At 69.6% G+C, this 22,800-nt stretch carries 20 protein-coding genes and 1 riboswitch; of the genes, 13 read left to right on the top strand and 7 right to left on the bottom strand.

Annotation, left to right across the window (positions count from 1 at the left end; translation table 11 throughout):
* Nucleotides 1-74: 74 nt before the first annotated feature.
* The 3 genes from FK219_RS07680 to FK219_RS07670 are packed head-to-tail and all read right to left on the bottom strand — an operon-like array spanning nt 75 to nt 2,884.
* Nucleotides 75-1,532, bottom strand: coding sequence for an FAD-dependent oxidoreductase (locus tag FK219_RS07680; protein ID WP_152582484.1), 1,458 nt, complete (start codon nt 1,530-1,532; stop codon nt 75-77).
* Nucleotides 1,529-2,446: an FAD:protein FMN transferase gene (locus FK219_RS07675; protein ID WP_152582483.1), complete on the bottom strand. Its 918-nt coding sequence runs from the start codon at nt 2,444-2,446 to the stop codon at nt 1,529-1,531. The genes FK219_RS07680 and FK219_RS07675 overlap by 4 nt, the downstream gene beginning before the upstream one ends.
* Nucleotides 2,447-2,449: 3 nt before the next feature.
* On the bottom strand, nt 2,450-2,884 hold the full coding sequence (locus FK219_RS07670) for an FMN-binding protein (protein WP_152582482.1): 435 nt from the start codon (nt 2,882-2,884) through the stop codon (nt 2,450-2,452).
* 206 nt (nt 2,885-3,090) lie between these two features.
* Here FK219_RS07670 and FK219_RS07665 point away from each other — a divergent pair, with 206 nt between their 5' ends.
* The 7 genes from FK219_RS07665 (at nt 3,091) to FK219_RS07635 (ending at nt 10,746) form a co-directional block, all read left to right on the top strand.
* Complete coding sequence (locus FK219_RS07665; RefSeq protein ID WP_152582481.1) at nt 3,091-4,266, top strand: ROK family transcriptional regulator; 1,176 nt, start codon at nt 3,091-3,093, stop codon at nt 4,264-4,266.
* A 65-nt stretch (nt 4,267-4,331) separates the two neighbouring features.
* Nucleotides 4,332-5,597, top strand: coding sequence for an extracellular solute-binding protein (locus FK219_RS07660; protein WP_152582480.1), 1,266 nt, complete (start codon nt 4,332-4,334; stop codon nt 5,595-5,597).
* Between the two features lie 131 nt (nt 5,598-5,728).
* Nucleotides 5,729-6,709 (top strand): carbohydrate ABC transporter permease, encoded by a 981-nt coding sequence (locus FK219_RS07655; protein WP_152582479.1) that lies wholly within the window; start codon nt 5,729-5,731, stop codon nt 6,707-6,709.
* Nucleotides 6,710-6,777: 68 nt separating this feature from the next.
* The gene (locus tag FK219_RS07650; protein WP_152582549.1) at nt 6,778-7,560 is read left to right on the top strand and encodes a carbohydrate ABC transporter permease; all 783 of its coding nucleotides are present in this window, start codon (nt 6,778-6,780) and stop codon (nt 7,558-7,560) included.
* On the top strand, nt 7,557-9,014 hold the full coding sequence (locus FK219_RS07645) for a glycoside hydrolase family 3 protein (protein ID WP_152582478.1): 1,458 nt from the start codon (nt 7,557-7,559) through the stop codon (nt 9,012-9,014). Before FK219_RS07650 ends, FK219_RS07645 begins: the two co-directional genes overlap by 4 nt.
* Nucleotides 9,011-9,976 (top strand): ROK family protein, encoded by a 966-nt coding sequence (locus FK219_RS07640; protein ID WP_152582477.1) that lies wholly within the window; start codon nt 9,011-9,013, stop codon nt 9,974-9,976. The genes FK219_RS07645 and FK219_RS07640 overlap by 4 nt, the downstream gene beginning before the upstream one ends.
* Nucleotides 9,973-10,746, top strand: coding sequence for a glucosamine-6-phosphate deaminase (locus FK219_RS07635; protein WP_152582476.1), 774 nt, complete (start codon nt 9,973-9,975; stop codon nt 10,744-10,746). Before FK219_RS07640 ends, FK219_RS07635 begins: the two co-directional genes overlap by 4 nt.
* On the opposite strand, the gene nagA is transcribed toward FK219_RS07635, so the two are convergent.
* Genes nagA through FK219_RS07620 form a run of 3 tightly spaced genes read right to left on the bottom strand, consistent with a single transcriptional unit; the run spans nt 10,743 to nt 14,044 of the window.
* Nucleotides 10,743-11,888 (bottom strand): N-acetylglucosamine-6-phosphate deacetylase, encoded by a 1,146-nt coding sequence (nagA, locus tag FK219_RS07630; RefSeq protein WP_152582475.1) that lies wholly within the window; start codon nt 11,886-11,888, stop codon nt 10,743-10,745. The two genes, FK219_RS07635 and nagA, sit on opposite strands and share 4 nt — an antisense overlap.
* Nucleotides 11,889-11,916: 28 nt before the next feature.
* On the bottom strand, nt 11,917-12,816 hold the full coding sequence (gene purU / locus FK219_RS07625) for a formyltetrahydrofolate deformylase (RefSeq protein ID WP_152582474.1): 900 nt from the start codon (nt 12,814-12,816) through the stop codon (nt 11,917-11,919).
* Nucleotides 12,785-14,044 carry a low temperature requirement protein A gene (locus tag FK219_RS07620; RefSeq protein ID WP_152582473.1) on the bottom strand — a complete coding sequence of 420 codons (1,260 nt, stop codon included), beginning with the start codon at nt 14,042-14,044 and terminating at the stop codon, nt 12,785-12,787. The genes purU and FK219_RS07620 overlap by 32 nt, the downstream gene beginning before the upstream one ends.
* A gap of 110 nt (nt 14,045-14,154) precedes the next feature.
* Between FK219_RS07620 and FK219_RS07615 the strand changes: the two genes are divergently transcribed.
* The 5 genes from FK219_RS07615 (at nt 14,155) to FK219_RS07595 (ending at nt 20,568) form a co-directional block, all read left to right on the top strand.
* Complete coding sequence (locus tag FK219_RS07615) at nt 14,155-15,456, top strand: MFS transporter (protein ID WP_152582472.1); 1,302 nt, start codon at nt 14,155-14,157, stop codon at nt 15,454-15,456.
* Between the two features lie 3 nt (nt 15,457-15,459).
* Nucleotides 15,460-15,543, top strand: a riboswitch (ZMP/ZTP riboswitch).
* Between the two features lie 51 nt (nt 15,544-15,594).
* Nucleotides 15,595-16,872 (top strand): serine hydroxymethyltransferase, encoded by a 1,278-nt coding sequence (gene glyA, locus FK219_RS07610; RefSeq protein WP_152582471.1) that lies wholly within the window; start codon nt 15,595-15,597, stop codon nt 16,870-16,872.
* A 2-nt stretch (nt 16,873-16,874) separates the two neighbouring features.
* On the top strand, nt 16,875-17,786 hold the full coding sequence (locus tag FK219_RS07605) for a bifunctional methylenetetrahydrofolate dehydrogenase/methenyltetrahydrofolate cyclohydrolase (protein WP_152582470.1): 912 nt from the start codon (nt 16,875-16,877) through the stop codon (nt 17,784-17,786).
* A 127-nt stretch (nt 17,787-17,913) separates the two neighbouring features.
* Nucleotides 17,914-18,672 (top strand): ATP-binding cassette domain-containing protein, encoded by a 759-nt coding sequence (locus tag FK219_RS07600; protein WP_152582469.1) that lies wholly within the window; start codon nt 17,914-17,916, stop codon nt 18,670-18,672.
* 150 nt (nt 18,673-18,822) lie between these two features.
* Entirely contained in the window at nt 18,823-20,568 is a 1,746-nt protein-coding gene (locus tag FK219_RS07595) for a hypothetical protein (RefSeq protein WP_152582468.1), read from the top strand.
* 32 nt (nt 20,569-20,600) lie between these two features.
* On the opposite strand, the gene FK219_RS07590 is transcribed toward FK219_RS07595, so the two are convergent.
* Nucleotides 20,601-22,304, bottom strand: a complete 1,704-nt coding sequence (locus FK219_RS07590) for a restriction endonuclease (RefSeq protein ID WP_165638077.1) — start codon at nt 22,302-22,304, stop codon at nt 20,601-20,603.
* A gap of 146 nt (nt 22,305-22,450) precedes the next feature.
* On the opposite strand from FK219_RS07590, the gene FK219_RS14255 reads away from it, so the two are divergent.
* Nucleotides 22,451-22,750, top strand: a complete 300-nt coding sequence (locus FK219_RS14255; protein WP_407941893.1) for an ATP-binding cassette domain-containing protein — start codon at nt 22,451-22,453, stop codon at nt 22,748-22,750.
* Nucleotides 22,751-22,800 lie beyond the last annotated feature (50 nt).

Below are 22,800 nucleotides of genomic sequence, written 5' to 3'. Positions count from 1 at the left end.
AGGAGAGAGTGCCAACTGTTCGCGCACGGCGAAAACCCTGGTGAGAGCTGCTTCTCACCCGTGAGTGCAGGCGCTCAGTACCCGACGAAGTAGTCGGTCTGCACGCGCTTCGCGCCCGCGGCGCGCAGGGCTGCACGCCCCGCGGAGACCACGGCGGGGGCACCCGAGACGAACCCGCGCCGGGAGGCGAGGTCGGGTATGAGCTCCAGCAGGGCATCCCGCGTCAGACCCTCGAGCGGTACCTCGATCACACGGGCCCCCGAGGCCTCGAGAACGTCGCGGTAGAGCACCTCGCCAGGGTTCGACGGCACGACGAGCACGACGACGTCGCGCTGCTCGCCGCGCGCCGTGAGCTCGGCGAGCTGACTGGCGAACGGCGTCACGCCGATGCCGCCCGCGAGCAGGACGAGCGGGATGCTCCGGTCACGGGGCAGCAGGAAGTCGCCGGCGATGAGCGTGGTCGCCACGCGGGCCCCCGGCTCGAGCTCGCGCAGGGTTCGCTTGAGCGTGGAGCCCGGGTCGGGCATCCGCATGCCGAGGCGCACGATCGGATCGCTCGGGGCCGACGCGATCGTGAAGCTGCGGCGCATTCCCCTCTGGTCGGCTCCGTGCGGCACGTGCAGCTCGAGGTACTGGCCCGCTTCGAAGCGCAGCGGCCGCGAGGGCTCGAAGCGCAGCTCGGTCGCGTGCGGCGAGAGGGGCGCCGCGCCGATGAGGCGCAGCGAGACACCGGGCCGGCGCGACACCGCGAAGGCGACGATGTTGCCCACGACGAGGGCCAGCTCGGGCGAGGTGTAGAGGGGCCCGAGGCTGAACGGCACCGAGAACACGACGGCGACGACCGCCGCGGTGAGCCACTGCTGCCAGCGTCGCGGCGGCAGGGTGAGCGGCTCGGTCAGCATGAACCCGGCGAGGAAGACGATGGGGAACAGCAGCAGGACCGAGCTGTATGCGTCGAGCGGCGCCGCGCCCGTGAGGGTGATGCGGGTGCCGATGATCGCGACCGTGAGCACGATCGCGACGAGCCCCACGTCGAGGCGCCGCGTGCGGTCGAGCAGCAGGAGAGCGCCGAGGGCGACGACGGGCAGCATGGCGGGCGTGGCGATCCACCACGCGCCGATCGTGAGCCCGGCGAGGCTCGCCACGAGCACGCCCGTCGCGGCAGGGTTGAGCAGATGCCGCCCGCGCCACACGATGAGGTACTTCGACAGAGCCGCGATGACACTCGCGGTGGCGGCGCCGACGAGCGCCATCGTGGCGAGGCTCGGCGGCACGAGGCAGACGATGATGAGGGCCGTGATGACGCTCGACTCGCGGTGCGGCACGACGCGCGCGAGACGCGCCGCGACCTCGTTCGCGCCGAGCGTCGCCACGAGCACGACGCCCGCGGTGCCGAGGATCGCGTAGGGGTCGGGCCCGATGATGTCGAGGAAGGCGAGGACGACCCCGAGCGCGAGCACCGCCACGAGGCTCACCGTCGCCAGTCGGTACATGCTCACGCGGCCGGTGACGGCGTCGATCGTCGCTCTCATGCGAACAGCTCTCCTGACAGGTCGGGGCTGCCCTCGAGGCGGCCGTCGTCGAAGAATCGAACCCACTGGAACGCGAAACGCTCAGCGAGGCGCGCCGGTTCGGCGAGAAAGAGCGCGGTCGCGAGTCCGTCGGCGAGCAGCGCCGTCTCGGCGATCGCCCACGTCGCGATAACGCCGCCGATCGGGCGGCCGGTCGTCGCGTCGACGATGTGGTGAAGGCCGTCGCCCCACGCGCGTCGGTTCGACGCCGAGCCGCAGAGGGCCTCGCCGCGCACCTCGACGATGCCGACCGCCTTGGCAGGGTTGGCGGGGTTCTCGAGGGCCAGCCGGATACTGCGCTCACCCCAGCAGCGCAGGTCGCCGCTCGCATCGACCACTGTCTCGAGCACGCCACGAGCCTGCAGCAGGTTGCCGACGAGGTCGACGAGGTAGCCCTTGCCAGCCGCACCCACGTCGAGCAGCACGGGGGCGGGACAGTCGAGCACGAGTCCGGCCGCGGTCTCTCGCAGGCTCAGGGCGTCGCCCCAGCGCGGCGCCGCGCGCGGGGCTCCGCGCGGCTCGAGCCGGTAGGCCGCGTCGTAGCCGAGTTGCTCGAGCGAGGCGCCCGCGAGCGGGCTGAGCCTGCCGTCGGTGAGGTCGTGCAGCTCGCGGTAGAGATCGAGCATCGGCGCAGCATCCTCGGGCAGGGGCCACGAGCCCGCCTCGCGCGCGATGCGGCTCACGAGCGAGTCGGCGCGGAACCGCGACCAGTCGCGGTCGAAGCGCTCGATGCGCGCGTGCACGGCGGCGAGGTCGCCGTCGTTGAGCTCGACGTCGCCTTCAAGGCCGTGGTCTCCGTCATGCTCGCCGCCGCGCGCACTGCCGACATCGAGGCGCCAGGGCACCCCGATCGCGTCGAAGCGGCTCGACGCCACGACTCAGCCCTCGAGCGCGTCGGCCTTGATGCTCGCGATCGCCTCGCGGAACCCGCCGCTCGTGAGCGAGGAGCCGGAGACGCGCGTGACGTCGAGCAGGTCGATGTCGACGCCGACCGCCTCAGCGGCGATGCCCTCGGCGAAAGCCGACTGGTAGAACTCGGTCGTCGGGTTGTTGGGGTTGGTCGTGACGTCGACCTCGGTCACGATGTCGTCCTCGAGCGTGACCGCGACGATGATGTTCTCGCTGCCGTTCGGCGAGGTGTAGGTGCCGTTGGCCTGGTAGCTGCCGTCGGCGTAGCTCGCCGAGGTGTCGCCCGAGGGCGAGTCACCGGCCGTGGCGCCCGCGTCGGCGCAGCCGGCGAGTGTGCCGAGGAGGGTGAGTCCTGCTGCGGTCGCATACATCGGCAGGGCTACGGGGCGCGTGGCGCGGGTCATCGGACTCCTCGTGGCGGCGGGGGCGGGCGGCCGTCTGGCGGCGTCAGATGACACTCGACGCCCCCGACTGTCGTGTGCTGCTTCCAGCATGGTTACCGTCGGTGAGTATTCGCTGTGGTCGCGCCGAGCGATTGCCCCGGGTGCGGATCGGGTGACAGACAAGAAAACTCTTGCCAAATGTTTGTTCGTAAGGTGTACTAACAAACATGTCCAGCGCCGGAACCCCTGAACGAGCCGACTCCGCGCGGGTTGTGGAGAGCTTCGGGCCGCGCCGCGTGCTGCGCCCGAGCGTCAAGGTTCTGCCCGAGCAGGCCCGGGCGCACAACCGATCCCTTGTGCTGCAGACTCTCTACCGTTCGGGCCCCCTCAGCCGCGCCGATCTGGCACGGGAGACCGGCCTCACGCGTGTCACGATCGGCGACCTCGTGGGCGAGCTCATCGCCGAGTCCCTTGCCCACGAGCTCGGCGTGCGCATCGACGCGACGCGCCCGGGCAAGCCTGCGACCCTCGTCGACCTGCACCGCGACGGCCACCGCATCGTCGGGCTCGACCTGAGCGACACCGACGTCTTCCGCGGCGCACTCATCGACCTGAACGGCACGATCCTGCAGAGGCGGGATGCCGATGCGCGCGGTCTCACGGGCGACGAGGCCACGGCTGCGGTCGTCGAGCTCGCCCGCTCGCTCGTCGAGCTCGCCGACCGACCCCTGCTCGGCATCGGTGTGGGGTCGCCCGGCATCGTCGACCTCTCGGGCACCGTGCTGAGCGCCCCCAACCGCGGCTGGGTGGACGAGGCGCTGCAGGCGCGGCTCGAGCGTGAGTTCGCGACGCCCGTCATCGTCGCCAACGACGCCAACGCCGCGGCGCTCGCCGAGTACGGCTTCGGGGGTGCCTCCGCTGATCTCATGCTTATCACCGTCGGCTACGGCGTCGGTGCGGGCCTCCTGCTCGACGGCACGCCGCTGTTCGGGTCGCGCTTCGCGGCGGGGGAGATCGGGCACGTCGTCGTCGGCACCGACGGGGGAGACGCCTGCGCGTGCGGCAAGCGAGGCTGCCTGGAGACCTGGCTCGCCGTGCCCCGACTCACCGCGCGACTCGACTCGGGCCTCGACCGCGAGACCGTGCTGCGCCAGGCCGGCGAACGCCTCGGCATCGCCCTCGCCCCGATCGTCGGCGCGCTCAACCTCAGCGAGGTAGTGCTCTCCGGCCCGCCCGCTCTTCTGGAAGGAGCGCTCGCGGCCGCCACGGTCGAGACGCTCCGCCAGCGCACGATGGCTCAGTTCCATGGCGAGCTCACCGTGCGCATGACCTCGCTCGGGGAGGACATCGTCATGCGCGGCACGGCCGTCATGGTTCTCTCCGCGCGGCTCGGGGTCTCCTAGAGACCCCTGCACCAAGGGTGCCGGCCCCCGTCGGCACGACCATCGCCCTAGGAAAGGAACACAGTATGAGGAAGCTCAGCATCGTTGCGCTCGCCGCCGCGAGCGCTCTCGCGCTCGCGGGATGCGCCACTGAAGCACCTGTCGCCGAGGAGGTGACCGGCGCGGAGATTCGCGTCTGGCTCGTCGGCACCGACACTCCGCAGGAGGCCCGCGACTACCTCGTCGAGACCTTCGCGGAGGAGAACCCCGGCAACACCCTCGTCATCGAGGAGCAGGCCTGGGGCGGGCTCGTCGACAAGCTCACGACGAACCTCTCCGGTTCGGACAGCCCCGACGTCGTCGAGGTTGGCAACACCCAGGCAGCGGCCTTCACCAGCGCTGGTGCCTTCCTCGACCTGAGCGACGAGTACGAGGCGCTCGGCGGTGACGACCTCTTGCCCGGGTTCGTCGAGGCCGGCAGCTACGACGGCGCGTTCTACGCAGCGCCCTACTACTCGGGTGCTCGCGTGGTGTTCTACGACACCGCCATGTACGAGGCCGCGGGGCTCAGTGTGCCGACGACACTCGACGAGTACATCTCGAACGGCGTCGCGCTCGCCGAGGCAAACCCCGGCGTCTCCGGTATCTACTTCCCGGGTCAGGACTGGTACAACGCCCTGCCCTACATCTGGGAGAACGGCGGCGAGATCGCGACGTTCGAGAACGGCGAGTGGGTGCCCGGCTTCTCTACACCTGAGTCGATCGCGGGCCTCGAGCAGATCCAGAACGTCATGACCAACGCCTCCGCCGCCCCCGAGGACGGCAACGAGGCCGAGGCGCAGGTGCCCTACTGCGCCGGGCAGATCGCGCAGCTCAGCGCGCCGAGCTGGTTCAAGTGGTCGATCCTCGCCCCGGCCGACGCCGACGCGCCCGGCTGCCCCGACAAGGAGGAGTCGCTCGGCGTCTTCGCCCTGCCCGGCATGGACGGCGGCGCCGCCGCGGTCTTCGCCGGCGGATCGAACATTGCCGTCTCGGCGAACTCGGCCTACCCCGAGCTCGCCACGAGTGCGCTCGCGATCATGCTGAGCGAGGAGTACCAGACGATTCTGGGCGGCGCAGGCCTCGTGCCGGCGCTCACCTCGCTCGGCGACACGATCGGCACCGATGCGACCGCTCAGGCGATCTCGGCGGCGGCGAGCAACGCCAAGCTGACCCCGGCCTCTCCCAACTGGGCCGAGGTCGAGGCGGCGGGAGTGCTGCAGGACTTCTTCGTGAAGATCGCGCAGGGCGGTGACGTCGCCACCCTCGCGGCCGAGGTCGACGCGCGCATCGGGGAGATCCTCAACCCGTAGCAGTCAGCACCATCGCGCGACCAGCACGATCACACCATGCCGGTGGTGGCCAGTTGCCCCTGGCCACCACCGGACGGTGACCATCGCCCTAGGAAGGTGACGGCACCCTCTCAATCTAGTAGGAGCATCCCATGGCACTCGCCCCCTCGGGCATGCGCACACCGGCCCCGCCGCCGGTGGACGGCGGCCGCCCGGACTCGGCAGCCGCGCCCCGCCCGCGCCGACGTCGACGCCCCCTGACCCCGATCATGCTGCTCGTGCCGACGACGATCGTGCTCCTCGCCATCATCGGCTGGCCCCTCCTGCAGCTCGTCATCATCTCCTTCCAGGAGTTCGGGCGCCCCCAGGTGTTCGGGGCTCCCGCCCCCTTCGTCGGGCTCGACAACTACGCCGACGTGCTCACCGACTCCGCGTTCTGGGCCGTGCTCAGCCGCAGCTTCCTGTTCGCCGCCGTCAACGTCGTGCTCACGATGACGCTCGGCACCCTCGTGGCGGTGCTCATGATGCGCCTCACGCGCTTCTTCCGCCTGCTCGTCTCCATCGGCCTCCTTCTCGCGTGGGCCATGCCGGCGCTCACCGCGGTCGTCGTCTGGGGCTGGATGTTCGACACCCAGTTCGGCGTCATCAACTACCTGCTCAGCCAGCTGCCCGGCGTCGACATGATCGGTCACTCCTGGCTCATCGAGCCCCTGAGCTTCTTCGCCGTCGCGACCGTCATCATCACGTGGCAGTCGGTGCCCTTCGTGGCCTTCACCATCTACGCGGGCCTCACGCAAGTGCCGGGCGAGGTGCTCGAGGCCGCGCAGCTCGACGGCGCCGGCGGCCTCGCGCGGTTCCGTCTCATCGTGTTCCCCTACCTCAAGTCGATCTTCATCGTCGTCACGATCCTGCAGGTCATCTGGGACCTGCGCGTGTTCACGCAGATCTATGCCCTGCAGGGCATCGGCGGTATCCGGGAGCAGACCTCGACGATCGGGGTCTACATCTTCCAGACGTCGCTCGGCACGGGCGACTTCGGGGCCGGTGGCGCGATCGCCGTCATCCTCGTCATCATCATGATGTCGATCTCGATCTACTACGTGCGCAAGTCGATCCAGGAGGAGACGCTGTGAGCCCGGCACTTCTCAAGCGCCGGGTCACGACCGTCGCTCTCAGCGCGATCGCCGTCGTCATCTTCCTCATGAGCGTGTTCCCCGTCTACTGGATGGTGAACTCGTCCTTCCTGCCCAACAACGCCATCCGCGGGCCCGAGCCGCACTTCTGGCCCGACGAGTTCACCTGGCGCAACTACGAGGTCGTGCTCGGCGAGGGCGGCCGCGCGCCGTTCCTGCCCGCGCTCGGCACGTCGATCACGGTCACCCTGCTCACCGTCATGATCGCGCTACTGTTCGCGTTCCTCGCGGCTCTCGCCGTCACGCGCTTCCGCTTCCGCGGGCGCAAGAGCTTCATCCTCGCGATCCTCGTCATCCAGATGATCCCTGCCGAGGCGATGATCGTGTCTACGTTCCGCGTGCTCGACGGCTGGCAGCTGCTCAACACCGTCGCGGGCCTCACCTTCGTCTACGTCGCGACCGTGCTGCCGTTCACGATCTGGACGCTGCGGGGCTTCGTCAACGGCGTGCCCATCGATCTCGAGGAGGCGGCGATGATCGACGGATGCACGCGCACGCAGGCATTCTGGAAGATCACCTTCCCCCTCCTCGCGCCCGGCCTCGTCGCGACCGGCGTGTTCGCGTTCATCCAGGCGTGGAACGAGTTCCTGCTCGCGCTCGTCGTCATGAGCCGCCCTGAGATGATGACGCTGCCGGTGTGGCTGCGTACCTTCCAGCAGGCGACTCAGACGACGAACTGGGCGGCGATCATGGCCGGCTCGACGCTCATGGCGATCCCCGTCATCATCTTCTTCCTCGTCGTCCAGGGGCGCATGACGAGCGGCCTCGTCGCGGGGGCGGTGAAAGGATGACCGGCGACAGCAAGACCGGGGCACGGGGCACGCTCCTGCCGGGCTTCATCGGCACCGAGCTGCCCGAGTGGCTCGCCGACCGGTTGCGCGCCGGGCTCGCGGGCGTGTGCGTCTTCGGCCCGAACATCCGATCCCGCGACCAGCTGCGCAGTCTCGTCGCGCAGATCCGCGACGCGAACCCGCGCGCGATCGTCGCGATCGACGAGGAGGGCGGCGACGTCACGCGGCTCTACTACGACGTGGGCTCGCCCTACCCCGGCAACGCCGTGCTGGGCCGCCTCGACGACCTCGCCTTCACGGAGTACGTCGCGCGCGTTGTCGGCTGGGAGCTGCGGCTCGCGGACATCGACCTCGATCTCGCGCCGGACGCGGACGTCAACTCCAACCCGCTCAACCCCGTCATCGGCACGCGGTCGTTCGGCGCCGACCCCGCGCACGTCGCCCGCCACACGGCGGCGTGGGTGCGCGGCCTGCAGTCGACGGGCATCGCGGCGAGCGTCAAGCACTTCCCCGGCCACGGGGACACGGCGCTCGACTCGCACCTCTCCCTGCCGGTCGTCGCGGGCACGCTCGAGCAGCTGCGGCAGCGTGAGCTCGTGCCGTTCCGCGCGGCGATCGAGGCGGGCGCCCGCACGATCATGTCGTCGCACATCCTGCTGCCGGACGTCGACGCCGACGACCCTGCGACCTTCTCGAGCCGCATTCTCACCGACCTTCTGCGGGGCGAGTTGGGCTTCGAGGGCGTCATCGTGTCGGATGCCCTCGACATGGTCGGCGCGAGCGGCGAGATCGGCATCCCTCGTGCGGCGGTGCGCGCCCTCGCGGCCGGCTGCGACCTCCTGTGCATCGGCACGGGTACGACCGCCGACGATCTCGACGACATCGAGGCGGCCATCGCTTTGGCACTCGCGAGCGGCGAGCTGGCCGCGGATCGCGTCGCGGATGCGGCCGCGCGCGTGCGCGCCCTCGCCGAGGAGTCGGCGAGCCTCGCCGCGCAGAACCCCGTGCCGGAGTGGGTCACACCCGACGACGAGCCGAGCTTCGACGCCGAGCTGCTGCAGGGCGTTATCGACGCCGATCCCGCGGTGCGCGTGCGTGCCCGACGGCAGCTCGTGAGCGTGCACACGACGGCGAACATCGCCGTCGGCGTCGCCCCGTGGGGCCCGGTCGCGGCGGGCGCCGACGCCAAGGTCGTCCTCGAGGGGCACGCGCTCGACGTGCCGCACGGCGTGCAGCCGGTCATCGTCGGCCAGGGCCACCACCGGCATGCGTGGGTGCGCTCGCTCATCGACACCACGCGTGCCGAGCATCCCGAGACGATCGTGGTCGAGATGGGGTGGCCGGACGCCGATCGCAGGTACGCAGACGTGGTCACGTGGGGCGCCTCGCGGGCCATGGGCGCAGCGCTGCTCGACTGGCTCGAGGGCCGAGCCGGCACGGGGGAGGAGTCGTGAGCGCGCTACGCATCGGCGTCGACATCGGCGGCACGAAGACCCTCGCCGTCGTGCTCGATGCGGCCGGAGCCGTCATCGACCACCGGCGCAGCCCCACCGGGTTCGGAGCCGACGCCGTCGTGGAGAGTGCCGTGACCGCGATCAGCGACCTCGCGCAACGGGCCAGCATCGCGCCGCGCGACTTCGCATCGATCGGGGTCGGAATACCCGGCCGGGTCGATGCCGCCTCCGGCCACGTCGCGCACGCCGTGAACCTCGGCCTCGAATCCCTCGATCTCGGAGTGATGCTGTGCGCGCGCATCGGCAGCGCCGTGCACGTCGAGAACGACGTCAACGCAGCCGCGCTCGGCGTGCACCACCTCCTGGGCCGCCCCGCCACCGGCTCCATGGCCTACCTCAACCTCGGCACCGGGCTCGCTGCGGGCTTCGTGCTCGACGGCGAGCTGTGGCGCGGCGTGCGCGGCGTCGCCGGCGAGATCGGGCACATCCCGGTGGATCCCGCTGGAGAGCTGTGCCCGTGCGGGCAGCGCGGCTGCCTCGAGACCCTCGCCTCCGGGTCGGCGCTCGCGCGCTTGTGGCCCGAAGGCGATGGAGCGCCGGCGAGCGCGCTCTTCGACGCGGCCGAGCGCGGCGACGAGCGGGCTGCCGCGGTCGCTGCGCGGCTCGTCGACAATGTCGCGGCGGCGGTGCGCATCCTCGTGCTCACCGTCGACGTCGATGCGGTGGTCATCGGGGGAGGCCTGAGCTCCCTCGGCGATCGCCTGCTCGGTGGGGTGCGGGATCGGCTCGACACCGGCGCCCGCACCTCGCCGTTCCTCGCCTCGCTCGACCTGGGCCGCCGGGTGCTGCTCGCACCTCCGGAGCCCTTCGTGGCGGCCGTCGGGGCCGCGCTCATCGCTCAGCGGCCTGCCCCGGCGGCGATCGTGAGCGCGGGGTTGAGCGAGAGCACGGTAGCGCCGTGAGCGAGGTGATCATCGTGCCCTCCGCACGCGAGGCCGGGATTCTCGTGGCCGACCTCATCGTCGGGCTCGTGCGGCGCCGCGCCGACGCCGTGCTGGGTCTCGCCACCGGGTCCACGCCCCTGCCCGTGTACGAGGCGCTCGTGCCGCACGCGGCCCTGCTGCGCGACGTGCGCGGGTTCGCACTCGACGAGTACGTGGGGCTGGAGGCGGGGCATCCCGAGTCGTACCGCTCCGTGATCGACCGGGAGGTCGTCGCGCCGCTCGGGCTCGACCCGGCGCGCATCAGGGTTCCCGGCGACGACGGCGGCCCGCTCGAGACGGCGGGAGAGCGATACGAAGCCGACCTCGAGGCCGCGGGCGGAGTCGATCTGCAGCTGCTCGGCATCGGCGCCACCGGCCACATCGGGTTCAACGAGCCCGGATCGTCGTTCGCGTCGCTCACACGGGTCAAGACGCTCACCGAGCGCACCCGGCGCGACAACGCGCGATTCTTCGCGTCGCCGGACGACGTGCCCCTGCACTGCATCACGCAGGGGCTCGGCACGATCCTGCGCGCTCGTCACCTCGTGCTGCTCGCCTTCGGCGCGGGCAAGGCTGAGGCCGTGGCGGCCGCGGTCGAGGGGCCGCTCACGGCATCGCACCCCGGCTCGGCGATCCAGCTGCACCCGCGTGCGACGGTCGTCGTCGACGAGGAGGCGGCGACGGCCCTGCGATTCGCCGACTACTACCGCTACGCGTGGGCGCACAAGCCCACGTGGCAGGCGCCCTAGCCGCCGACGACGACCCCGTTCGCCCAGACGCGCTCGGTGCGCCACGCGTCGTCGAGCACGACGACGTCGGCGGCGAAGCCCGCCGCGAGCGAGCCCCACTCGTCGTCGCGGCCCAGCACGCACGCGGGCGTGCGGGTGAGCGCCTCGACCGCCCGGGCCTCGTCGATGCCCGCAACGGTCACGGCCGTGCGCAGCGCGACATCCTGCGTGAGGGTCGAGCCGGCGATCGTCTGCGTGCCGTTGAGCACGGCGAGCCCGTTCTGCACGGTGACGTTGAGCGAGCCGAGCTGGTAGTAGCCGTCCTGCCCTCCCGCGGCCGCCATGGCGTCGGTCACGAGCGCGACCCGGTGCGGCGCGGCGCGGAAGATCATCTGGGCCACGGAGGGGTGCACGTGCACGCCGTCGAGCACGAGCTCGAGGGTCACGGTGTCGTCATCGAAGCCCGCGACGATCGGGCCCGGGTCGCGGTGGTGGATGCCCGGCATCGCGTTGAAGATGTGCGTCACGAGCGTCGCCCCCGCCTCGAAGGCGGCGCGCGCGAGGTACTCGTCGGCCTCCGTGTGCCCGATCGCGACGACGACGCCCGCGGCGACGAACTGCCGCACCGCGTCGACCGCGCCGGGCAGCTCGGGGGCGATCGTGACCTGCCTGATGCAGCCGTCGCCCGCCTCGAGAAGGGTCGCGACGGTGGCCTCATCGGGCTCGCGCAGGAACTCGGGGGAGTGAGCTCCACGGCGCCCGATCGCGAGGAAGGGGCCCTCGAGGTGCGCGCCGACGACGGTCGGGTCGCTCTCGGAGAGCGCCGCGACCACGCCGAGGCTCGCGACGACGTCGTCGAGCGGGTTGGCCACGAGAGAGATCACCGAGCGGGTGGTGCCGTGGGCGCGGTGCGTCGCGAGCGCCTGACGAATCTCGTCGGGCCCATTGTCGTACGCGGCACCCCCGCCGCCGTGCCCGTGCAGGTCGATGAACCCGGGGGTGAGCGTGCGGCCGGCCAGGTCGATCGTGGTCGCGGCGGGAGGCGGAGCATCCCGACCCTTGAGGCCGGTCGCCGCGATGCGATCCCCCTCGAGGAGGATCCAGCCGTGTCGGGAGCCGTCGGCGTCGAGCAGTCGGCCGCCGGTGAGCAGTGTCGTGGTCATGCGAGCCCTTCGGGTGGGGAGCGAGCGACTACTGGAAGATGATGGTGCGCTGGCCGTCGAGCAGCACGCGGTCCTCCGCGAACCAGGTGACCGCCTGGCTGAGAGTGCGGCTCTCCTCGTCCTGCCCGATCGCGACGAGCTCGGCCGGCGAGCGCGAGTGGTCGACCCGCACGACGTTCTGCTCGATGATGGGGCCCTCGTCGAGGTCGCTCGTGACGAAGTGCGCCGTCGCACCGATGAGCTTCACGCCCCGCTGGTGGGCCTGCCGGTACGGGTTCGCGCCCTTGAAGCCCGGCAGGAACGAGTGGTGGATGTTGATGATGCGGCCCTCGAGCGCGGCGCACAGCTCGGGGGAGAGGATCTGCATGTAGCGGGCGAGCACGACGAGTTCGATGTCGTGCTCCTCCACCGCGCGCAGCACGCGCTCCTCGAACGCCGTCTTCTCCTCGGCAGTCGTCACAGGACGCGACTCGAAGGGGACGTCGTAGAAGCTCGCGAGCTCGGCGAGGTCGGGGTGGTTGCCGAGCACGAGCGGAATCTGCACCGGCAGCTGCCCGCTGCGCTGACGGAACAGCAGATCGTTGAGGCAGTGTGCCGCCTTCGAGACGAGCACGAGCGTGCGCAGGGGGCGACCGACGCGGTCGACGCGGCACTCCATGCCGTAGCTCTCGATGACCGGCTGCAGAGCGGCGAGCAGGCCACCGTGATCGGTCGCGGTCTCGGTCTGCAGGCGCAGGAAGAAGCGGCCGCTCTCGAGCCCCGAGAACTGCTGCAGCTCGGTGATGTTGCCCTGAGCCTCGACGATCGCGCCTGTCACGGCATGCACGATGCCGGGCCGGTCGTCGCAGACGATGGTCACGATCCAGTGGTGAAGGGGGCTTGTCACGCCCTCCAGCCTATTCGGCGGCGCGTCCGCGCTCGCTCTCATCGGCGCGAACGGCGTCGTCCTCGTCCTCTCCGGCGTCTTCGTCCTCGGCGGTCGGCCAGACGTACTCGTCGATGACGACGACGAGCGCGACGATGCCGTTGACGATCCAGGTGAGCGCGAGCGGCGTGAGCCCGGGAATCGCGGGGGCGGCGAGCCAGAGTGCCGTGAGCGCCGCCATACCCACGAGGTGCGACCGTAGCCACGGTCGACCGATCGAGCGCTTGAAGAGCAGGTTGCCCAGCAGGTAGAGGGCAGGTGCCGCGGTCACGATCGCGAGCGTCGCGGCATCCACGGGATCATCGGGATGCGCGAGCACGAGATCATCGCCGACCGCGAGCAGCACGACCCCGCCGACGAGGATCATGTGAAGGTACGTGTAGGTGAGGCGCGCGATGCGGCCGCTATCGCTCTGCGCGCGCTGGATGAATCGGCTGCCGTGCTCCGCGCCGTGGCTGAAGTAGAGCAGCCAGAACAGGATCGTGCCCGCGAACGCGGCAAGCAGTGCGAGCACGCTCGAGGTCGTGATCTCGTTGCGGCTGAATAGGGTTCCCGTGACGATGATCGATTCGCCGAGCGCGAGGATCATGAACAGCCCGGCACGCTCGGCCATGTGGGCGCCCGCTACATCGAACGCTTCGAGCGCTACTGTCTTCATGAAGGGCACCCGGTAGAGCAGGGTGGGGGCGAGGAGCTCTATTGCGAGGGCGACGGTCCACAGCATCAGCTGCGGGGTGCCGCCAACGATCGCCCCGCCGATCCAGAATGGCGCCGAGAAGCCGAACCAGATGGTGATGCGCACGAGGTTCGCCGCGGGGACGGGAAGCCCGACGCGCCGGTAGCTGATCGCGACGAATGCGCTCCGCCCGACCTGGATGACCACGTAGGCGAGCGCGAACTGGAGGCCGCGATCGGTGAACGCCTCAGGAATGGCGGTGCTGAGCACGAGACCCACGAGCATGACGATGATGAGCATCCACCGCACGGGGCCGCGTTCGGGGTTCATCCAGTTCGTCACCCACGTCGTATAGATCCACAGCCACCAGACGGCGACGAGCATGACGAGCGTCTCGAGCACACCGCTGGGCGTGAGGTGCTCAATGAGGTGGTGAGCGAGCTGCGTGACGGCGAAGACGAACACGAGGTCGAAGAACAGCTCGATGAAGGCCACGCGGTCAGAACCGGGACCCCGAGAGCGGAAGAGCCGGACGATGGGCAGGGTCGCGGTCATGCGTTCTCCGATCGACGGGTCGGGACGCTAGCGTAGAACCGGATGGTCGGCTCGGCCATTCCCCGGGACAGTCGGCCCGTCGTGCCGACCGCGAAAGCTTTGCCACTCACATGACTCACCCCTCTCGACCGTTCCCCTGGGTCGGGCTGCTCACCCTGTCCACCGCGATCTTCTTCATGGTCACGAGCGAGTTCCTGCCGACGGGACTGCTGCCGCAGATCGCTGCCGACCTCGATGTCTCCGAAGCGCAAGTGGGGCTGCTCATCACGATCTTCGCGGGCACCGTGGTGCTCACGACCGCGCCGCTCGCGGCCCTCACGCGCCGATTCGATCGCAAGCACCTGCTGCTCGCCGTGCTCGTGCTCTTCGCGATCGCGAACGTGGGCGCGGCGATCGCCCCCGACTACGCCCTCCTCGTCGTGGCCCGCGTGCTCGGCGGTCTCGCCCACGGTCTGTTCTGGGCGATCGCGGGCGCCTATTCGGGCCACCTCGTGCCGCGCCACCAGATCGCCCGGGCGGTCGCGGTCACGAGCGGTGGCGGCACCGCCGCGTTCGTTCTCGGCGTGCCGGCCGGCACCGCGCTCGGCACGGCCCTCGGCTGGCGTGCCGCGTTCGGCGTCATCGCCGCGATCGTGCTCGTGCTGCTCGTGCTCGTGGTGCGCTTCCTGCCCGCCGTCCAGCACCGCCCGACCCTCTCGACGGGCGAGATCACCCTGCCCGCTCGCCGCGACCCCACGTTCCCCGCCGTGCTGTTCATCTGCCTGCTCGTGCTCATCGTCGTGGGCGGCCAGAACGTCTTCTACACCTACATCGCCCCGTTCCTCATCGACTCGGCGGGCTTCGCGGAGGCGAGCGTCGGCGCGCTCCTGTTCGTCTACGGGGGCGCCGGGGCGATCGGCTTGGTCCTCGCCGGATTCCTCGGGTCGCGATTCCCCCGCGGAGGGCTGTACGGGATGCTCGGGGTCGTCGCCGCGGCCGTGGCAGGTGTGGGCCTCTCGGCGGGGGTACCGCTGCTCGTCATCGCGCTGCTCTTCGTGTGGGGCGCCGCCTTCGGCGGCATCCCGACCCTCCTGCAGACGCGCCTGCTGCACACCGCGTCGGCGCGCGTGCGCGACGTGGGTGCCGCGCTGCTCACGACGGCGTTCAACGTCGGCATCGGCGGCGGGGCCGCGATCGGCGGGGCGCTCTTCGTCGTGCTGCCGACGCCGGACCTCGCGCTCGTGCAGGCCGCGATCATCGGGTTCGGTCTCGCCCTGCTCGTGGTCGTCGACCTGGTGCGCGCCCGTCGCGCCCCTGCCGTCATCGCCGACGACGACGAGGCGGACGAGTCGAGCGTGCCGCTCATCACCGGGTCGATCGTGCTGCCGGAGCACCCTGCGCGCGCTCAGCACGAGCGCCGCGACCCGCGGTAGACTCGACTCTGTCGCAACTGGCGTTCAGATGGGTCACCATCAGGAAGCGACTGACACGGCGAGGGGCCGTTCGCCTGGGCCCTCAGCACACCACCCGCCGGGGCAGCGTGCCCTGAGCCCGCGCACAAGGAGCCGACCGTGTCTGATTCCCTGCCTTCGACCTTCAACGAGCCGCTCGAGACGGTGGACCCCGAGATCGCCGCCGTGCTCGACCAGGAGCTGAGCCGCCAGCGGCACACGCTCGAGATGATCGCGAGCGAGAACTTCGTGCCCCGCGCGATCCTCGAGGCGCAGGGCTCGGTGCTCACCAACAAGTACGCCGAGGGGTACCCCGGTCGCCGCTACTACGGCGGCTGCGAGTTCGTCGACATCGCCGAGAACCTCGCCATCGAGCGGGCCAAGTCGCTCTTCGGGGCGCAGTTCGCCAACGTGCAGCCGCACTCGGGCGCCACCGCGAACGCCGCCGTGCTGCACGCGATCGCCTCGGCGGGCGACACGATTCTCGGCCTCGAGCTGTCCCACGGCGGCCACCTCACGCACGGCATGAAGCTCAACTTCTCTGGCCGCCTCTACAACGCCGTCAGCTACGGCGTCGATCCCGAGACGATGCTCATCGACATGGATGCCGTGCGCGACGCCGCGCTCGAGCACAAGCCGGCCGTGATCATCGCCGGCTGGTCGGCCTACCCGCGGCAGCTCGACTTCGCGGCCTTCCGCGCGATCGCCGACGAGGTGGGCGCCAAGCTGTGGGTCGACATGGCCCACTTCGCCGGGCTCGTCGCCGCGGGGCTCCACCCCACCCCGCTGCCCTACGCCGACGTCGTGAGCTCGACCGTGCACAAGACCCTCGCCGGGCCCCGCTCTGGTGTGATCCTCAGCAACAACGAGGAGCTGTTCAAGAAGCTCAACTCGGCCGTGTTCCCCGGCCAGCAGGGCGGCCCCCTCATGCACGTCATCGCCGCGAAGGCGACGGCGTTCAAGCTCGCCGCGACGGATGAGTTCCGCGAGCGTCAGGAGCGCACCCTGCGGGGCGCCGCGCTGCTCGCCGACCGGCTCACGCGCGACGACGCGCGCAGCGCGGGCATCGACGTGCTCAGCGGCGGCACCGACGTGCACCTCGCCCTCGTCGACCTGCGCGCGAGCGAGGTCGACGGCAAGCAGGCCGAGGACGTGCTGCACGAGGTCGGCATCACGGTCAACCGCAACTCGGTGCCTTTCGACCCCCGCCCGCCGATGGTGACGAGCGGCGTGCGCATCGGCACCCCCGCGCTCGCGACGCGCGGCTTCGACGACGCCCAGTTCGCCGAGGTCGCCGACGTCATCGCGCACGCGCTCATGCCGAGCCCCGACATCGCGGCGCTGCGCTCGCGCGTCGCGACCCTCGCCGACGCCTTCCCGCTCTACCCGGGCCTGTGACCGTGGCGGGGCAGACCGCGCCGGCAGGGGAGCATGCGGCGAGCATCCTCGATGGAACGGCGACCGCCGCGACCATCAAGGCCGAGCTGACCACGCGCGTCGCCGCACTCGCCGAGCGCGGCATCGTGCCCGGGCTGGCGACCGTGCTGGTCGGCGACGATCCCGGTTCGCGGTGGTACGTCGGAGGCAAGCACAAGGACTGCGCCGAAGTGGGCATCGCGTCGATTCGCCGCGACCTGCCGGAGGAGACGACGCAGGCCGAGCTCGAGGCCGTCATCGACGAGCTCAACGCCGACGACGCCGTCACGGGGTTCATCGTGCAGCTGCCGCTGCCGAGCCACATCGACACCGACGCGATTCTCGAGCGCGTGCATCCAGACAAAGATGCCGACGGGCTGCACCCCACCAACCTCGGCCGCCTCATGCTGCGCGTGACGCGCGAGATCGACTCGCCCCTGCCCTGCACGCCGCGCGGCGTGATCGAGCTCGTCGAGCGCCACGGGCTGTCGTGGGCGGGCAAGGACGTGGTCGTCGTCGGCCGCGGCGTGACCGTCGGGCGCTCGCTCGGCGCGCTGCTGACCCGCCGCGAGTACAACGCGACCGTGACGCTCACCCACACGGGCACGCGCGACCTCGCCGCGCACCTGCGTCGCGCCGACGTGATCGTCGCGGCGGCAGGCGTGCCCGGCATCGTCTCCGCCGCGGACGTCTCGCCCGGCGCGATCGTCCTCGACGTCGGAGTCTCCCGCGTCGAGGATCCCGAGTCTGGCCGCTCGCGCATCGCGGGCGACGTCGCCGCCGATGTCGCGAGCGTCGCCGGCTGGGTGTCGCCGAACCCGGGAGGCGTGGGCCCCATGACGCGGGCGCTCCTCCTCGCGAACGTCGTCGAGACCGCCGAGCGCGCCGCCGGCTGACCTGCCCCTCGCGATCGACTGGCGGGGTGGGGTATTCTCGACCCCATCATGAAGAGATGACGCAGTCCGTCCCGCGCCCGAGGCCCAGCCCGGCGGGAGACTTGCAGGTCGAAACGGCACTCTCCTCATGTCATCCTCGCCCGCTCTGCGTGCGCTCGGCGTCACGCGCTCCTACGACTCCCGCACGATCCTCGACGGCATCGACATCGTCGCGCCTCCGGGCGCGCGCCTCGGCCTGATCGGCGAGAACGGCGCAGGCAAGTCGACCCTGCTGCGCATCCTCGCGGGGGTCGATGAGCCCGACGGCGGTCGCGTGGAGGGACCCGCGCGCGTCGGCTACCTCCCCCAGGAGGTCGTCCTCGATTCGACCCAGCCGATCGCGGCCCTCCTCGAGCACGCCGTCGCCCCTGTGCGCGCGATCGAGCGCGCACTCGAGGCTGCCGCGCGCGACCTCGGCACGCGGCCCACGGCGGCGGACGAGTACGCCGCGGCGCTGGCCGCCGCCGAGCGGGCTGAGCTGTGGGCCCTTGACTCGCGCCGAGATGCCCTGCTCGAGGGTCTCGGCGTGGCGGGCATCCCTCTCTCGACGTCGCTCGGTGCCGTGTCGGGAGGTCAGCGCAGTCGCATCGCCCTCGCGGCCCTCCTCTTGGGTCGGCCAGACGCGCTCGTGCTCGACGAGCCGACCAACCACCTCGACGACGCGGGCGTCGCCCTGCTGAGCTCGCAGCTGCGTGCCTGGCACGGGCCGGTCGTCTTCGCGAGCCACGACCGCGCGTTCCTCGACGAGGTCGCGACCGCGCTCGTCGATCTCGACCCGAGCCGCCGCGCCGCCACGGGCGAGAGTGTTCGCGAAGGACCCGTCGCGGTTCCTCACGTCTGCAGTTAGTGCGACCCTCACCGACGGAGATGGACTCGTTCTATGGTTCAGGACCGCGTCCTGGGGTGCGATTGCCAGTCGCTGACCGGTAGCCGACTCGCACATCACAAAGCAGCGCGTCCCGCTCAACGTCTCCGACCCGGTCCGTAGTCTTGAACTGTGCCCACCTACGACTGGCCGCTGATTCAGCAGCGGAGCGGAGACTCGATCGAGTCTCTTGTCGCGACCCTCTTGCGCCGCGAGTACACCGACGCGCGGCAGGTCAATCCGTCACAGGGTGATGGCGGCATCGACATCCTTCGCTCGACAGACGATGGTCTCGAGATCTGGCAGGTCAAAGGCTTCACGACAGCGCTGACCGACAGCCAGTTCCGTCAGGTCAAGAAGTCTTGGGAACGGTTCGTAGAAGAACACGTCACTCCAGGCGAACATCGGGTCGCCCGCTACCACCTCGTGACGCCCTGGACACCGACCGAAGAGCGCATCGCTCTGTTTGACGAGCTCACCACGGGCGCATCGATCCCGTGCCAGTGGGACAGCGACGCCTTCATCGCTGGTCTCGCGGACCGCTATCCCGAGACCATGCGGCGGTTCGTTCATGGTGAGGGGGTGCTGGAGCAGTTCATCAGCCAGAAGGCGATGCTGGCATCCTCGCCGGTCGAGCGTGGCGAAACGCTGACGATGCTCGATGCGATCGAGACCCGGCAGGACGCGCTGGACGCCATCCGTGACACGGTCAGCGAGAACTACCGCATTGAGCACGGCACCCGCACGGCGGCTCACACCCATGAGGTTCCGCTGCCGGCTGATGATGATCCGGCCGTCTATCACCGGATGACCTATCTCGGAGACGCTCGGTGGAAATACGAGTCCGTAGTGCCGCGCTCCGCGGATGCAGTTGAGATCGATCCCATCACCCTGAACATGGAGTTCCTGGCGGCCCCGGGCACACCTGAACATGACGCCGTGAGAACTTGGTCCGAATGGGGCATTCCATTCCAGGACGCGCACGTCAGAACGACCACCGTTGGCGGCCCCTTCGCCGACCACGAGCCGGTCGAATCAACGGTCTCCTTCGTTGAGAGAAGCCGCGATGACGCGCCACCGCTCTACCTGCGCTGCATCGCAAGCGATGGGGAGAGTCGGTTCCGCATACCGCTGGTCGTTGCCGCACGCACGGTCGGTGCGCGTACCGGCTGGTTGCGTCTCGTCGCCGACACGCCCGAGCGGGGGCTCAACTTCGAGCTGCGGTTCAAGCACGGCGAGGGCGTTGACGCAAGAGCGCAGATGGGGGACGTTGATAGGCGCAACCCCGAAGCTGTCCGCGATGAGCTCGAAACCCTGCTGCGAATCAGCGAAGGCGATGTCCTTTCTGTGGAAACCGGCAACGGCCAGTCTCTTATTCGAGCGCATGGAACTGTCCTGCCGACTGCGCTGGGAGCGATTCATCTGCCGGTCGCGCAGCTTCTCGTCCGGTTGCAGGCTCACACGGCGGCCGTGCTCGTCATGCCCTCAATCGAGGACATTACCGACGGTCAGTTCCGCTACCTCTCGCTCCTGGCTTCAATTTACGGTGGCACCGCGCACCGTTGGTACTGGACAGATGTCACCCTCCGGGTGCCCGAGGATCCTGCGGGGGCCGCGCGCATCAAGGAAGTCGCCGCGAGCGTCGCCTCCGGCGGCCATCTGGTCAAGGTAGAAGCACCCGTGTTTCAGCTCGGGAACCGGAAGTATACGATCGACCATCCTCTCGCCAGCACCGCGCATTCAGTCCAGCTCGAACCAGGGATCGATCCCGCGGCCCTCCACCCCGGAGATACCTTCCGGCTGATCCCCGGAGCCGACGCTGGTGTCACGACGGCGAAGATCGTTGACTGGACCCCTGGGAGTATCTCGTTCGACTGATCCGCAACCAGGCCGGGGCAGCCAAGGGGTGCTCAACCTGCTGTGTCGTCTGCAAGGTCCTTGGGCATGGAGAATCGGACGCGCCGATTGGGTGTCGTGAGCCAGTGCACCGAACGACCATCGACTTCGCGTCGTTCAAGGAAAGTTGCGTCTTTTATCCACATTCGAGCCGTGCCGAAGTGGATCGTCTGTTCACCGACGGTGACCTCAAGCGGGACGTCGATGGCGAATAGGCCCGGAATCGTGTCAACCTCAGCTGGCAGCTCGACCCCCAGGGCGTGGCCTTCCGGATAAGCAGCTATGACCTCTTTCCCCTCGAGGATTGTGGCCGCGCGCCGCCACTCTGCAACCTGAGCGAAGGTGGTCTCGGTCAGGTGTGGAACTCGGATGATGGTGCCCGTGTGTTGTTGCAGCCGTGCCAGCGCGTCAACGGGAACCGCGACACCCTTGAGGACCTCGCGTATCTCATCGGGGAAGACAAAGTTCCAGTTCGGGTCGACGGTCGCGGTCAGGGGAGGGGCGCCCTTCCGTCGCACGTAGACGGTGTTCGGGGGCGATGCTGACGTGATGAAGGCCAAAGCGTCTTGTACGTCCAACGCGGGCTGGTTCGAGTAGTCACCGAACCGGAGCTGTCGACTTCCGCCCTCCGACGCTGTGTAGCGGTCCTCGATCGTGAAGACGTTGTTCTTCTGCTGCAGAACCACGCGGAGGCCTCTTGTGCCTTCGCTTCGCTCAACCCGGGTTGCCTCAGTCTCGGCGAGGGTCACACCCTCGGCGGAGTGGGTTGCGAGGATGAGGTCTGGGTCAGTTCCCACCTCGTCGCCAACCGGAAGGACTTGCATTGCCGCGTTCGTCAAGGGGCCGCCGAGTCCGCCGGGCGCGTCGATACTGCCTTCAAATGCCCCAACCGGTGCCGCAAACGGTGCGCCGTAGTCGAAGAAGTCTTGAAGAGCCGTCGCCAGATCGGTTCCGCCTTCCGCGCTCATAGTTCCGGATATGACGATGGGACGCTCCGTGGCCGAGGCTGCACATCGAGCGATGACGTCGACGGCCTGCCACCTACTGCCCTTCCCATCGGACTGAATCCACGTCATCATCAGGTTCGGCCGCTCGACCAGGCCCGGTAGCTCTCCTTCGCCGAGCCGGAGTTCATACCGGTAGTGGGGATCTCCGTCGAGAACCGTGAGTGCTGTCGCCAACCGAGACGAAACGGTGGGGACATCCAACTCCTGACCTGCGTCGGCGGGCCCGAGCAAGGCGACGACTGCTTGGTAGGCCTGCTCGATGCGGCCCTTGCCGCCATCCAAGTAGTAATCGATGACTTCCGGGTACTTTGCGGCGAGTGCCTCCACGAAGGTCAGGCCGTGCCACACCACAGTGCGCACGCTGCCGTCGAGGCCTTGTAGCCAAGCGTCAGCTTCGGGTGTCGGATCCCAAGGCGTGACGAGATGCCATTCCTGGACGTTGAGCGTCGCCCACCGAGTGTCGGTTTGCAGCCGAGTCCATGACTCCTCAACGTTTTTCTGTTGAGTCGTCGAGAGCGGCCCCGTGTGGCGCTTGACCTGATAGACGACATCCCCGCCATTCGCGGCCGCGCCTCGGTCGAGGATGTCGACTCCGCCATCGCCTCTTGATGGTGTGATCCGCACAGAGTTTGGGCGTTCCCGGTTGATGAGCATCGCGACGACAGCTTCGACGTCGTTGCCCTCATATCGTTCCCAAGCGACGCGTGTCATCAGAGACCCTCTCTCATTGTGCATCAGGGCCGCGCATACTCGGCCATGACGTCACCATATTGGGGCTAGACGCAAGACCCGCCTCGCCTCGTTCGGCACTGTGGCGGAACGGCTCCAGAGTGCGATCCCGAGATCCCCGGTTCCAAGTGGCGAGAGCCCGTGCACACGAGTTCGGCGTCGCAGAGCGCAAGCCGCGAGAGGTCTACGAGCGTTCGGTCGGTGCGCGTCGCGCCGATACGGTGCCGCTGGCCGACCTCGGACTGCTCGCGCCGCGCGACCTAGACCGGCCGGTGGGCGCGCTCTCGATCGGGCAGCAGCGGCGGGTGGCGCTCGCGCTCGTCGTCGCGCGGCCGCCGCACCTCTTCTTGCTCGACGAGCCCACCAACCACCTCTCGCTTCGCCTCGCCGGCGAGCGGTCAAGTCCCTGGAAGTGGTGTAACGGCTGATCCTTCGCTTTATGCGCTGAGTGCGATGAAGGTGTCGGCGACCACCTCGC

Origin of the sequence: Microcella pacifica, assembly GCF_009371975.2 — a bacterium.
GTDB classification, from domain to species: Bacteria; Actinomycetota; Actinomycetes; order Actinomycetales; family Microbacteriaceae; genus Microcella; species Microcella pacifica.
Note: the sequence above shows the minus strand (reverse complement) of the source record. Positions and strands in the feature narration are given on the sequence as shown.

What these genes read in the sequence shown, in the direction of transcription:
- FK219_RS07680 (WP_152582484.1), bottom strand. Translation starts at nt 1,532, where the DNA reads ATGAGAGCGACGATCGACGCCGTCACCGGCCGCGTGAGCATGTACCGA.
- FK219_RS07670 (WP_152582482.1), bottom strand. Translation starts at nt 2,884, where the DNA reads ATGACCCGCGCCACGCGCCCCGTAGCCCTGCCGATGTATGCGACCGCA.
- FK219_RS07665 (WP_152582481.1), top strand. Translation starts at nt 3,091, where the DNA reads ATGTCCAGCGCCGGAACCCCTGAACGAGCCGACTCCGCGCGGGTTGTG.
- FK219_RS07660 (WP_152582480.1), top strand. Translation starts at nt 4,332, where the DNA reads ATGAGGAAGCTCAGCATCGTTGCGCTCGCCGCCGCGAGCGCTCTCGCG.
- FK219_RS07655 (WP_152582479.1), top strand. Translation starts at nt 5,729, where the DNA reads ATGGCACTCGCCCCCTCGGGCATGCGCACACCGGCCCCGCCGCCGGTG.
- FK219_RS07650 (WP_152582549.1), top strand. Translation starts at nt 6,778, where the DNA reads ATGAGCGTGTTCCCCGTCTACTGGATGGTGAACTCGTCCTTCCTGCCC.
- FK219_RS07645 (WP_152582478.1), top strand. Translation starts at nt 7,557, where the DNA reads ATGACCGGCGACAGCAAGACCGGGGCACGGGGCACGCTCCTGCCGGGC.
- nagA (WP_152582475.1), bottom strand. Translation starts at nt 11,888, where the DNA reads ATGACCACGACACTGCTCACCGGCGGCCGACTGCTCGACGCCGACGGC.
- purU (WP_152582474.1), bottom strand. Translation starts at nt 12,816, where the DNA reads ATGAGAGCGAGCGCGGACGCGCCGCCGAATAGGCTGGAGGGCGTGACA.
- FK219_RS07620 (WP_152582473.1), bottom strand. Translation starts at nt 14,044, where the DNA reads ATGACCGCGACCCTGCCCATCGTCCGGCTCTTCCGCTCTCGGGGTCCC.
- FK219_RS07615 (WP_152582472.1), top strand. Translation starts at nt 14,155, where the DNA reads ATGACTCACCCCTCTCGACCGTTCCCCTGGGTCGGGCTGCTCACCCTG.
- FK219_RS07600 (WP_152582469.1), top strand. Translation starts at nt 17,914, where the DNA reads ATGTCATCCTCGCCCGCTCTGCGTGCGCTCGGCGTCACGCGCTCCTAC.
- FK219_RS07590 (WP_165638077.1), bottom strand. Translation starts at nt 22,304, where the DNA reads ATGACACGCGTCGCTTGGGAACGATATGAGGGCAACGACGTCGAAGCT.